Origin of the sequence: Streptomyces sp. NRRL WC-3618 (genome assembly GCF_001280005.1) — a bacterium.
Taxonomy (GTDB): domain Bacteria; phylum Actinomycetota; class Actinomycetes; order Streptomycetales; family Streptomycetaceae; genus Streptomyces.
In genome coordinates, this window is sequence record NZ_LGDW01000303.1 from 109,892 (window position 1) to 121,371 (window position 11,480).

The window sequence follows — 11,480 nt, forward strand, 5'->3', positions numbered from 1 at the left end:
CGACTGTTTCGCCGGGCGGGAAAACGGTGACGGTCACCGCGGCTGCCGCAGCCGAGGCCGCAGAGCCGCAGTGGAGCGTCCCTTGATGGCGGACCACCACACACCAGCGCCGTAGGCGAGGTCGTCGAGGCGGCGTGCGATGCCGTACCTCAGTGGATCCACAGCGGCGCCCTGGTGCAGGTATTCCAGAGCGACGTCGGCCACCGCGGCCAGCGCGGTGGCCCGGCGTGCCCGGCGGGAGATCGTGCAGCCGGCCACCGTGAGGGGCCACCAGTGCCGGGTCAGCAGCGCGGACGTCTGGGCGAGCGCGCCGAGCGCGCCCATGGCCGTCAGTGAGGAGGCCAGCCGTACCGGGTGCTCCGTGCCGTCCAGTTTCCGGCAGACGCGCAGGACGGTCGTCGCGCCGACGGCGCCGGCCACCGGGAGCGACCAACGGCGTTGGGCGACAAGGGCGAGGACGAAGGCGCCGCTCCAGGGGGCGAGGACCGCGGGCGCGATGAACTCGGGGTGTCGTTCGGCGAGCGGGTGCGCTCCCGTCCCGTAGGCGGCCTTGCGTCGAAACCAGTCCCCGAGGCGGCCGCGGTGCTCGTGGGCGGCGTGGACCGAGGGCTCGTAGCGCACCCGCCGGCCGCTCTTGATGGCGCGCCAGCAGATGTCGACGTCCTCGCCGATTCTCAGCCGCTCGTCGAAGCCCTCGTCCAGGGCGTCGACGCGTGCGACGGCGCAGGCCGTGGAGGCCCAGGAGACGGGTGTCCCGGGGCGTACCAGGGCGGGACGGCTGCCCAGGTCGAGTGAGGAGCGTGTGCGCTCGTACCGTCCGATCCAGGTCGAGGAGCCGGGCGTTTCGAGAGCGGTGACACGGGGGACGGCCAGGGCGACCCGCGGGTCGCAGAAGTGCCGCAGCAGTGTCGGCACCGTGTCCTTGGGCAGGACGACGTCGGAGTCGACGAAGACCACATACGGCGTGCCGACCAGGCGAAGGCCCGCGTTCCGGGCTCCGGCGGGACCGACGTTGACCCTCAGGGGGACGAAGCGCGCGCCATACCGCGCGGCGGCCGCCTCGACCGGAGCGCGGTGAGTCGACGCGTCGTCGACCACGATCACCGGGGTGTCCGGCCCGATGCTCGTGAGCAGGCGGTCGAGCTCGCGCGGGCGGTCGCGGACGGGGACGACGACCGTGTACCGGGGGTCGTCGGGCAGGGGGAGGGCGCGGACGACCGGGTGCGCCAGCCCCGCCTCCAGGAGCCGGTCCGCCAGGAGGGCGCCCGCCCGGTCCCGTACGTGGACCGTACGATCGGTCAGCAGTGGACGTGCCCGCCGGGTCAGGCGCAGCAGCCGCAGAGGGGAACCACCGAGGAGGGTGCGGCCGCCGTCCAGGACGCGGGTGTCACGATCGAGCGCCACGACGAATCCGAGGGGCAGCGTCATCTCCCTGCCGCCTTCGTGCCAGGTCGGTCCCGTGCCGCGGGGTCCAGGAGGCGGCCGCGCTCGTCCGTCGTTGCGGCAGTGATCAGGCCGACGAGCCGGGACACCATGGTCCGCACATGCCGGCGGCCCTCCTCGGCCGATGCGCCGGCCGGGTCGCCGAGCACGCCCGACGGCGAGACGGCTTTGACGCCGTGGGCCGTCAGCAGAGGCATCAGGACATCCAGCGGGCGGGTGTCGCCGGCGACGGCCTCGAGGATCCGTACCTCATCAGGGGCGAGATACAGCATGACCGAGGTCTCGGTCCGGCCGGCGTGCGCGTCGCCTCCCGTGATGCCGCACCCGGCCCAGGCGACGGCGTGCCCCTCGGCGCGCAGGGCGCCCAGGGCCGCGTCCAGGGTGGCGGTGTTGCCGCCGTGGCCGTTGACGAAGACGACGCGCCCGGCCCACAACGACAGGGAGCGCACGGTTTCGACGATCACGGCGTGCAGGGCCTCGTGTCCGATGGAGACGGTGCCGGGGAAGCCGGCGTGCTCGCCGCTGGCGCCGTAGGCGAGCGTGGGCGCCACCAGGGGCGGCGGGGTGAGACGGGTAGAGAGTTCCTCGGCGGCACGACCGGCTACCGACTCGGCGATGACGCTGTCGGTGTTCAGCGGCAGATGCGGCCCGTGCTGCTCGGTCGAGCCGACCGGCACCAGGACCAGACTCTTGGCGGAAACGGTGGGCCAGGCCCGGTGCGCGAGCCGGACGTGCCGTGCCGTCGTCATCCGGCGACCGGGGCGGGGGCACTCGTGCCGCCGAGGGTCAGGGCGAACCCGGGAGGAATCACCAGGTCGTCGGGGGACAGCTCGTGGACGGACGAGCGGCCCAGACCCAGCACCGCGGAATCGAGGCCGCCGCGCAGGATGTCCAGCACGTTCTCGACACCGGCCTGGCCGTTCGCCGCCAGGCCCCACAGGTACGCCCGCCCGACCAGGACGGCCCGGGCGCCGAGCGCCAGCGCCTTGGCCACGTCGCTGCCGCGCCGGACGCCGCCGTCGAGCAGGACTTCGATGTCATCGCCGACGGCGTCCACGACGGAGGGGAGCACCCGGACGGTGGCGGGGGTGGTGTCGAGGTTGTTGCCGCCGTGGTTGGACACCGAGATCGCCGTCACCCCGGCGTCGACGGCCCGTTTGGCGTCGTCCACCCGGGTCACGCCCTTGAGCAGGAAGGGCCCGCCCCACTCCTTGCGGAGCCAGGCGACGTCCTCCCAGGTGGGCGGGGTGGTCTGCATCCACTCGCCGTAGGCGCCGAAGAAGGTGGGTGCTTCGCCGCCCGGGGGGCGGAGGTTGGGGACCGTGAGGTCGGGAAGCCGGCCGGAGCGCAGATACGTCCACAGCCACCGGGGGCGGGGCAGCACGTCGGGAGCGAACTTCGCCATGGTCCTCACGTCGAGCTTGTCGGGGATCTGCGGGCTTCCCCAGTCGCGGCCGTGGGAGAAGGACCAGTCGAGGGTGGCGATGAGCGCCTTGGCGCCCGCGGACCTGGCCCTGTCCATACGCTGCACCATGCTGTCCCGGGTGCCGCTCCAGTACAGCTGGAAGAAGGTGTCGGGGTTGGCCGCGACGACCTCCTCCACCGGTTTGCTCGCGAAGGAGCTCAGCCCCATGATGACGCCCCGGTTCGCCGCGGCCCGCGCCACGGCGACCTCTCCTTCCGGGTGCACGGCCTGCACACCGGTGGGAGAGATCAGCACGGGGAACGCCGTCTCGACGCCGAGGACGGTCGTGGTCAGGTCGCGTTCGGCATGATGGCCCACGACGTGCGGGGCGAAGCCGAGGTCGACGAAGGCCGCGGCGTTGTCGTCGATCGTACGGCCGTGCTCGGAGCCGGCGACGAGTGCTCCGTAGACGCTGCTGGGCAGGCGTTTCCTCGCCCGGCGCTGGGCCTCGGCGACCGTCTCGAACCAGGGGTTCTGGGGCATGCGTCAACTCTTCTCGTGCTGGGGTGACGGAGTCCGGGCGAGCCGCAGCCCGGCCAAGGGGTCCTGGGCGCAGTCGCTGACGGGAGGGCGTTCCAGGTCCGCGCGGCGGGCCGGCAGCGGCAGGTCCACCGGCCGTCGCCGGGAGTGGTCCTGGGAGGGGCGCGGCAGGTGGGCCCGGTCCGCCGGGCGTTCGGCCAGCAGATCCTCGCCGTAGCCCTGGACGCATTCGGGGTCGGGGCCGTCCAGCGGCAGCCCGGTGAAGAACTTGGCGGCCATGCAGCCGCCCTTGCACGTGTCGTAGAACCCGCAGGAGGCGCAGGCTCCGCCGGTCTGAGGCGAACGCAGGTCGCGGAACAGCGCGGACTCCCGCCACACCCCGGTGAAGCCGCCGGGATCGCGCACGTTCCCGGCGAGGAACTCGTCGTGGATCGCGAAGGGGCACGCGTACACGTCCCCGACCGGGTCGACCAGGCACACCACCCGGCCGGCGCCGCACAGGTTGAGGCCGGGCAGCGCCTGACCGTAGGCGGACAGGTGGAAGAACGAGTCACCGGTCAGCACCGACTCGCCGTGTGCCAGCAGCCAGTCGTACAGCTGGCGCTGCTGCTCCCGGGCCGGGCGCAGGTCGTCCCAGACATCGGCGCCGCGGCCGGACGGGCGCAGCCGGGTGAGCCGCAACTGGGCGCCGTAGCGGTCGGCGAGTGCCTTGAAGGCGTCCATCTGGGGGATGTTGTGCCGGGTGCACACGACGGAGAGCTTGAAGTTCTTCATCCCGGCCGCGGCGAGGTTCTCCATGGCCCGAAGCGCGGTGGCGTACGAACCGGCCCCGCGCACCGCGTCGTTGACCTCCGCGGTCGCCCCGTCGAGGGAGATCTGCACGTCCACGTAGTCGTTGCGGGCCAGCCGGCGGGCCGCCTCGGGGGTGATGCGGACGCCGTTGGTGGAGAACTTCACGCCGACGTGGTGGCTGGTGGCGTAGTCCAGGAGGTCCCAGAAGTCAGGGCGGACGGTGGGTTCGCCGCCGCCGATGTTGACGTAGAAGACCTGCATGGCCTCCAGCTCGTCGATGACGGCCTTCGCCTCGCTCGTGCTCAGCTCGCGCGGGTCGCGCCGTCCGGAACTGGACAGGCAGTGCACGCAGGACAGGTTGCAGGCGTAGGTGAGTTCCCAGGTCAGGCAGATCGGCGCGGCGAGGCCGTACTCGAACAGGTCGACCAGTCGCCGGGTGCTGTGGGCGGGTAGTGCGGGTGAGGTCATGGGGCGGCCCTTTCGATGACCATGGACGACCGGGCCAGGGCGGTCAAGGCCGCGGTGAAGCGGGGGAGTTCGGCGGCGCCTACACCGGCTTGCGCGCAGGCGGCCCGGGCGGTGGGCACGTGCGGCAGGGCCCGCAGGACGGCGAGCAGGCGGAGGTCCTTGACGAACGACAGCCGACGGGTGCCGAAGTGGTACAGCAACGCGCCGAAGGGTTCCGGCCGCACCGAGACCTGCGGATGCAGGTCCCAGGCCCGGTCGATGTCCATGTCGGCGTTCACGGTGGGCACGCTGGTCCCCGCTCGCCTAGTAGACGCCGCACATGCCGTCGATCGAGACCTCCTCGATGAGGTCGTCCTCCTCGATCAGCGACTCGGGGGCCAAACCGTCCCCGGCGCCGGACTCGGCGTCGGGGACGGGGGCGGCCTGCGGGGGGAGGGAGTGGAGCGGGCTCATGCGAACCTCCTCGACGGCCGCGGCGATCCGGTCGACCGGACGGTCCCGGTGCCGCGGGTTCCTGTACCGTGAGGCTAATGGCACCCGGTGTCAAAACGGAAGGGTCGTGCGCCATGCCGAGGAACGCCCCTGGTCGGCGCCCCGATGTCGTCGTGGTGGGGGCCGGTGCCAGCGGTGCCGCGCTGGCGGCGCGGCTGAGCGAGGACCCCGGCCGCTCGGTACTGCTGCTGGAGGCCGGACCGGTGCCGCGTCAACTGTCGGACTTCCCACCACAGTTGCTGGACGCCCGCCTCGTCCCCGGTGCGCAGGCGGAGTGCGGCGCGGTCTCGCACCACCCGGTCCGCCTCACCCCGGACCGGCCCTACTCGGTACCGCGGGGGCGCGTACTCGGCGGTTCCACCACCGTGAACGGAGGCTACTTCGTACGGGCCCGGCGCGAGGACTTCGCCCGCTGGTCGGCCGCGGGCGGGGCGGACTGGTCGTACGACCGCATCCTGCCGTTGCTTCGCGGCCTGGAGACCGACCTGGACCACGGCGCCGACTCCGTGCACGGAGACCGGGGACCGGTACGGATCCGGCGCACGGACCTGAGCCATCCGGCCGCCGCGGCGTTCGGTGACGCCGCCCGCGAACTGGGCCTGCCGCACGAGCCCGACAAGAACGCGCAGGACGTTCCGGGCTTCGGCCCGGTTCCGACGAACACGGTGGACGGCCTGCGGGTCAACACCGGCATCAGCCATCTCCTGGGCGCCCTCGGCCGGCCCAACCTCACGGTGACGGGCGACTGTCCGGTTCACCGGGTCGTCGTCCGCGAGGGCCGGGCGAGCGGAGTCGTCGTCGAACACGACGGTGGGTTCGAGGTACTGGAGGCCGGCGAGGTCGTGCTCTGCGCGGGAGCCTTCGCCTCCGCGCACCTGCTGCACCGGTCGGGAATCGGCCCGGGCGCGGTGTTGACGCGGGCGGGCATCCCCGTCGTGCTGGACGCCCCCGCGGTCGGAGCGCGGTTCAGCGATCACCCCCAGGTGGTTCTGGAGTGGGCGCCCCACGGTGACGTGGCCGAACCCGTAGGATCCTGGCTCGGAGGCGCCCTGCACGTGTCCTCCTCCGACGGCGCACACCCTGGCGACCTGGAGATCCTGCAGTCACTCGTCCCCATGGCCGGCCTGACCACCGGACGCACGAGCGTGGCGGGTGCCCCGCTGGCGTTCCTGGTCTCCGTACAGACGCCCCGCACGAGCGGCCGCCTGCGAACGAGGTCGGCGGACGCGACGGACCCACTGGACATCGACTACGGCTATCTGCGCACGGCCGGCGACCGGCGCCGTATGCGTGAAGCCGTCCGCGTCACCGCGGCCCTGCTCGGCACCGCCGCCTTCGGCGAGGTGGCGTCGGGCCTGGCGGACCCGGACGCCACGACCCTCGACGACGACCGTCGGCTCGACCGCTGGATCCGGGCCGGGCTCGGCACGGCTCAGCACACGTGCGGAACGGTCCCCATGGGGCCGGCCGACGATGCCCGAGCGGCCGTCGACGGCTACGGCAGGCTGTACGGGCTGAGCGGGCTCCGGGTGGCGGACACCTCGATCCTGCCCACGGCTCCGCTGCGTGGCCCGGCGGCCACCGCGATCCTCATCGGGGAGTTCATGGCCCGTGCGATGCGGTACGGCCCGCACTGACGGGGGCGAGATCAGGAGGCGGCGTCGCCGGGCGGGGGAGGTGCCGCCCGCACCGTGCCGAGGCCCGCGCCCACCTGCTCGATGGTCCGGCCGAGCAGACACGACAGTTCGGTTCCGGGCTCGCTCAGCCAGTGCTCGTACGCCGCCATGGCCGCCGCGAGGAGGGCGTAGCCGGCCAGCCGGGGCACCATGTCCGTCGGGGGCAGGCCCGTGCGTGCCGCGACGAACTCCGTGACGACGGCCCGCCACGAGGCATAGCGGAGGGTCGAATCCGCCTGCAGCGTGGGCACCCGCAGGATGAGCTCCATGCGCTGCCGGTGCCAGGGCACCTCCACGGGATCGAAGCTGTTGAACTCGACGACCGCCTCGCGGAGCGCGTCGACCAGCGGCGCGTCCGTCGAGGTCGCCGCCAGCAGCTCGCGCAGCCTGAGCAGGTGTTCCTCGAAGTCACCCCAGACCAGGTCGTTCTTGGAGGAGAAGTAGCGGAAGAAGGTACGGCGGCCGATGCCCGCGGCCGCGGCGATGTCGTCCACCGTGGTGTCGTCGAAGCCCTGAAGGGCGAACAGCTCGAACCCGATCCGCTCCAGCTCGGCCCGTGAGGTCACGCGCGGCCTTCCGGTCCTGGCCGGCTCGACCGTGACCGTCGCGTCGCCGGGCGGTGACTTCACGGGGACTCCTTCCGGGGAACGGGGCGGTACGGCCGACCCGGAGCGTCGACCACTCCGCCTTCAAACCTACCGGCCTTGGACCGGAACCGCAGAGCCCTTCCTCCTCTGCGGGTGTCCGCTGCGCACTACACATCCGCCCAGGCGCCGAAGTGCGCTGCCACGCCGTCCGGCGCGGGGACGACTGGGTCGCGGCCGTCGCCGCCGGCGGGGCCGTCGGTGGCGATGCGCCAGTCGGCGGCAGGGCGGCCGGTGGCCGGGTCGAGGATGCTTCCGCCCGGGGCCTTGCATGCGGGCGGGATCTCGTCGGGTCAGGGTGCTGGGACCAGGACCTGGCGCCCGTCGCGGACGATCACCACGGCCTTGCTGCGGTGCTCGGCGCGCCGGTCCAGCACCTCCCGGTATGCCGCCCGTTCGACCGCATGCAGCGTCTTGCGCCGGCCCGCGACGCCCGCCGTGCCGTAGCCCTGGGCGATGCCGTCCCAGCCCTGTGCCAGCAGTGCGTCCGGCTCCGTGGCGGCATCCAAAGGGCTGTTCCGGCACGCCGCCGAGTGCGAGCACCGCACGCACCCGGCGCTCCTTTGGCTTTCCCGCCTGGACCGGCGGCGTGATCCAGTACATCGACGGCTATCCCGGTGGTGCCGCCGGATTCGTCACCCGCGCCAACGAACTCGCCGACCGCTACGGCGACCGCTTCCGGCTCCCGCTGTGTGCAGCAGTCGGGCGGCGGATCTGGGATCCCGACGAGCTCCTGCAGCTCATCCTGGTCATCGCCACCTACTGGGCCAGCGCCTCCGGCAGCAGCGCCGAGTCCCCGTCCCACTACCGGGGCGTGGCCGAAGAGGCCGTCCGGCGCCTCATCGAGCCAAAACGGTGATGTGCGTGGTGGATGAGTGACAAGACCGTTCGAAGCCTGAGCTGGGCAAACACGCGGCGAAGCTTTGCAAACAGGCACTCACGCGTTCCGGTACGAGGTCCATGACGATCTCCGTGGATACGGCAGTCCACGAGGCGCCCTGCTGAGGCGAGTTGAGCCCTTGGACCGATGGAGTCGCCAGCCCTGACCTGCGGATTCCGGCGCCTTGATCGAGTACACCACCCGGGGGGACGCCATCGTCGTCGGAGGTCAGCGCCTCAGCTCGGCGGCCTCCGCACGCGATTCCTCAAACCCACTTCATTCCGACGGCACTGAGCTCCTGCACCCGTTCAGCGGCCAGGCGGTGCTTGCGGGCCCGGCAGTTGGCGATGAACACTCCCAGTGCACGGTCGTCTCCGTCCACGGTTTCCACGTGCTGGCGCGGAACGTTCAGATGTCCTTCCCGCTGGCGATACTGGAGAGCGGCGGCTAGATTGTCGGCCCACATCTGCGCCCGCGTCCGGCTCACGGCTCTCTGCTCGCCTGACGCAGGTCCTGTCTGAGGCTGGTCCGGCGTCAGGCGCAGCACCTCCGTGAGCAGCCACTGCTGCGCGGGCAGCAGACCGTCCCATACGGCAACGGTGCGCTGGGCGCCGGTCCACCGCCCGAGGTCCTCGCCCTGGACGACGAGCTCCCCAGGCCCAGCGGGCAGTTCCCCGCCTCCGTTGACATAGGTGCGGGCGAGGTGGAAGCACCGCTGCCAGGCGATGTCCCAGGCGGGGCACCAAGCGGCGTCGATCTTTTCCAGTTCCCGCCACCGCCGCGTACCGTCACGCTGTCCCGGTGCCAGGCCCTCGGCAGGCCCGTTCTGAGCCGCTCGTTCCCGTCGCGCGGCGGCACGCTGGTCACGCAGCCAGATCCCCACGGGATAGCCTTGCCAGGTTGCCTCGGTGGGGGTGAGGAGGTGCCCGTGTTCCTCCGCCCAGCCGCGCGCGGCGGCCAGGCCCTCGGAGAAGGCCACCTCGAGATGAGACCACACCATCCCGGCCGCATCCAGTTCCCTCACCCGTTCTTTGGCCAGGGTGCCCTGGCGGTAGGCGACGCGCTGCTTGGCGATCCACACCCCAAGCGCGAAACCATCGGGAGCGGTATATCCGTAGGGGACCCGCAGGTGTCCGTGATCGACGGCGTAAGCGATCGCGGCCTGCAGCCCCCGCCGCCAGTACTCGCCCTCGGGCCGCAACACACGTGCCCTGATGAACGCTGCCAGCTGCGCCGGATCACGGGCCGTGGAGAACCGCAGCAGCCCCTGCGCCGCCCCGCTGACCACCCCACCCGCCGTCCTCCCGCCCGCGGCCGAGGCAGCCTGCCGGCTGGGGGACTGAGGGACGGCGAGCTGCTCGACGGCCTCGGTATCGTGAGCCCGCAGCGCGGTCAGCACCTTCACCAGATGCGTGTACGACCGCGAGGCCAACATCTCGTCCGGCTCCTCACCCGGCTCCAGGAACACCGGAACCACCAGCGAGGCCACCTTGCTCTCTCCGGGCTGCATCCGCAGCGCCCGGCCCACCGCCTGCACCACATCGGGCGTCGAGCCCCGCGCATCCACGAACACCACCGCATCACACGCCGCGGTATCGACCCCCTCGCCGAGCACACGCGCCGACGACAGCACACACAACTCCATCACGGCATCCTGGACCACCCCCGCGGAAAAGGTCTCCAGCACCTGCCGCCGGTGTACCGCCCGATGCTCCCCGCACAGCCAGTCCGCCCACACCGCCTCCGGCTCCGCGAACGATCCCGCATCGGCCTCCCACAGCGCTGCGGCCACCTGTCCCAGCCCGCCCGCGAAAGCCTCCGCCTCACTCGTGCGGTGATGAAACGTCAGCACCCGCCGCAGCCGGTGCTCCGCAGCAGTCTTCAAAACCGCCGTCTGCAAGGCCGCCAACCGCACCCCCCGCACCTCATCCGTGAACGCTTCCGCACCCACCAACCGCACCACCGACAGCTGCGGATCAGCAATATCCACGCAGACCACCTGGTACTGCGCGATCAGCCCCCGCTCGATCGCCTCCGACATCGTCAGCCGGTACACCACCGGCCCGAAGATCTCCTCATCGTCCATCGACGCCACCAGCTGCCCCGCCCCATCGGTGCCCCCCTCCTGCCCGGGGACCTCCCACAACCGCGGAGTCGCCGTCATGTACAACCGCCGCACCGCCGGCAGCCGCCGATCGTCATGCACTACAGCCCACGGTTTCCCCAACACCCCCGCCGTCCGGTGCGCCTCATCCACCACCATCAGATCCCAACGCCCGGCACCGGCCGCATGAGCACGCTCCAGCACCCCCAGACCAGCCGCCGCATACGTGGCGAACACCGTCACCCGGCCCCCACCCGCGAGCCACCCCGCCAACTCACCCGCATCCGTAGTGCACCGCACCCCCACAGCAGCCTTCTCGCGCTCAGAGCACACCCCGAACAACCGACCACCACGCCCACCAGCACGCCATACACCCACCATCTGACCCAGCAGGTCGAGCGTGGGCACCAGAACCAACACCCGTTCGGCACGGAGCCCCTGCGCCGTAGAAACCGCGATCAGGCTCTTGCCAGCTCCCGGAGGCGCAATCACCTGCGCACGCACCGCCGCGTCCGCGAGCTCTCCGCTCACCGAAGACCCGAGCGCGCGGACCACCGCGTCAACTGCCTCGACCTGATGAGGACGGAGCCGCTGCTTCCTCGGCATGAGATCCCGCCTTTCGATCTACGGGGGCAGTGAGCCCTCAGGGTAGAGTCTCTACAGAGAAATTATGATGCAAGACCTCAAGATGCGAGGCCATCACACGCTACAACCGAGCGTGCCTCATACATGACAGCCCCTGCACCTGAACCCCGAAGACCCCCATCCCGCCACCAGCAGTATGGGACAATAGACACTCAAAAGTGACGGACCGTCAGGAATGCGTGACGGTCCGTCAAGTACCTGGGAAGGAAAGAAGACAGGCACCGCACGCCGCGCCTTTGCAGCCAGCCAGGCTCGCGCCAGCGAGCCTTTTAGCAGGCTCGAAGAGCCTGCCTCAAGCAGGGGAGCGAAGCGGACCTGCGTCGAGGCGCGAAGCGGCTCGACCGGCGGCTTGCCGCCGTAACAGGACCGCAACGCGGTCCTGTTACATGTC

At 71.6% G+C, this 11,480-nt stretch carries 11 protein-coding genes; 2 read left to right on the plus strand and 9 right to left on the minus strand.

Annotation, left to right across the window (positions count from 1 at the left end):
• Positions 1–33: 33 nt before the first annotated feature.
• From mftF to mftA, 6 genes are read right to left on the minus strand one after another with little or no spacing between them, the layout of a single operon-like run.
• Positions 34–1,428 carry a mycofactocin biosynthesis glycosyltransferase MftF gene (mftF, locus tag ADL01_RS23885; protein ID WP_053744069.1) on the minus strand — a complete coding sequence of 465 codons (1,395 nt, stop codon included), beginning with the start codon at positions 1,426–1,428 and terminating at the stop codon, positions 34–36.
• The gene (mftE, locus tag ADL01_RS23890; RefSeq protein WP_053744070.1) at positions 1,425–2,192 is read right to left on the minus strand and encodes a mycofactocin biosynthesis peptidyl-dipeptidase MftE; all 768 of its coding nucleotides are present in this window, start codon (positions 2,190–2,192) and stop codon (positions 1,425–1,427) included. The genes mftF and mftE overlap by 4 nt, the downstream gene beginning before the upstream one ends.
• Complete coding sequence (gene mftD, locus ADL01_RS23895; RefSeq protein ID WP_053744071.1) at positions 2,189–3,391, minus strand: pre-mycofactocin synthase MftD; 1,203 nt, start codon at positions 3,389–3,391, stop codon at positions 2,189–2,191. The genes mftE and mftD overlap by 4 nt, the downstream gene beginning before the upstream one ends.
• 3 nt (positions 3,392–3,394) lie before the next feature.
• Positions 3,395–4,648: a mycofactocin radical SAM maturase gene (mftC, locus tag ADL01_RS23900; RefSeq protein ID WP_053744072.1), complete on the minus strand. Its 1,254-nt coding sequence runs from the start codon at positions 4,646–4,648 to the stop codon at positions 3,395–3,397.
• Positions 4,645–4,935, minus strand: a complete 291-nt coding sequence (gene mftB, locus ADL01_RS23905) for a mycofactocin biosynthesis chaperone MftB (RefSeq protein ID WP_234354770.1) — start codon at positions 4,933–4,935, stop codon at positions 4,645–4,647. Before mftB ends, mftC begins: the two co-directional genes overlap by 4 nt.
• A 16-nt stretch (positions 4,936–4,951) precedes the next feature.
• The gene (gene mftA / locus ADL01_RS41100; protein WP_063783570.1) at positions 4,952–5,101 is read right to left on the minus strand and encodes a mycofactocin precursor MftA; all 150 of its coding nucleotides are present in this window, start codon (positions 5,099–5,101) and stop codon (positions 4,952–4,954) included.
• 113 nt (positions 5,102–5,214) lie between these two features.
• Here mftA and mftG point away from each other — a divergent pair, with 113 nt between their 5' ends.
• The gene (gene mftG / locus ADL01_RS23910) at positions 5,215–6,777 is read left to right on the plus strand and encodes a mycofactocin system GMC family oxidoreductase MftG (RefSeq protein WP_053744073.1); all 1,563 of its coding nucleotides are present in this window, start codon (positions 5,215–5,217) and stop codon (positions 6,775–6,777) included.
• An 11-nt stretch (positions 6,778–6,788) separates the two neighbouring features.
• Here mftG and mftR read toward each other — a convergent pair whose 3' ends face one another.
• Both mftR and ADL01_RS43930 read right to left on the minus strand, forming a co-directional pair.
• Positions 6,789–7,445, minus strand: a complete 657-nt coding sequence (gene mftR, locus ADL01_RS23915; RefSeq protein WP_053744074.1) for a mycofactocin system transcriptional regulator — start codon at positions 7,443–7,445, stop codon at positions 6,789–6,791.
• Positions 7,446–7,753: 308 nt separating this feature from the next.
• Entirely contained in the window at positions 7,754–7,969 is a 216-nt protein-coding gene (locus ADL01_RS43930; protein ID WP_053744075.1) for a hypothetical protein, read from the minus strand.
• An 80-nt stretch (positions 7,970–8,049) separates the two neighbouring features.
• On the opposite strand from ADL01_RS43930, the gene ADL01_RS44870 reads away from it, so the two are divergent.
• A complete protein-coding gene (locus ADL01_RS44870) occupies positions 8,050–8,319 on the plus strand; it encodes a hypothetical protein (RefSeq protein ID WP_053744076.1) in 270 nt (89 codons plus the stop codon).
• A gap of 286 nt (positions 8,320–8,605) precedes the next feature.
• Here ADL01_RS44870 and ADL01_RS23930 read toward each other — a convergent pair whose 3' ends face one another.
• Positions 8,606–11,050 (minus strand): DEAD/DEAH box helicase, encoded by a 2,445-nt coding sequence (locus tag ADL01_RS23930; protein WP_053744077.1) that lies wholly within the window; start codon positions 11,048–11,050, stop codon positions 8,606–8,608.
• Between the last annotated feature and the right edge of the window lie 430 nt (positions 11,051–11,480).

Excerpts from the sequence above, each read along its gene's own strand:
- mftF (WP_053744069.1), bottom strand. The coding sequence starts at position 1,428 with ATGACGCTGCCCCTCGGATTCGTCGTGGCGCTCGATCGTGACACCCGC.
- mftE (WP_053744070.1), bottom strand. The coding sequence starts at position 2,192 with ATGACGACGGCACGGCACGTCCGGCTCGCGCACCGGGCCTGGCCCACC.
- mftD (WP_053744071.1), bottom strand. The coding sequence starts at position 3,391 with ATGCCCCAGAACCCCTGGTTCGAGACGGTCGCCGAGGCCCAGCGCCGG.
- mftC (WP_053744072.1), bottom strand. The coding sequence starts at position 4,648 with ATGACCTCACCCGCACTACCCGCCCACAGCACCCGGCGACTGGTCGAC.
- mftA (WP_063783570.1), bottom strand. The coding sequence starts at position 5,101 with ATGAGCCCGCTCCACTCCCTCCCCCCGCAGGCCGCCCCCGTCCCCGAC.
- mftG (WP_053744073.1), top strand. The coding sequence starts at position 5,215 with ATGCCGAGGAACGCCCCTGGTCGGCGCCCCGATGTCGTCGTGGTGGGG.
- ADL01_RS23930 (WP_053744077.1), bottom strand. The coding sequence starts at position 11,050 with ATGCCGAGGAAGCAGCGGCTCCGTCCTCATCAGGTCGAGGCAGTTGAC.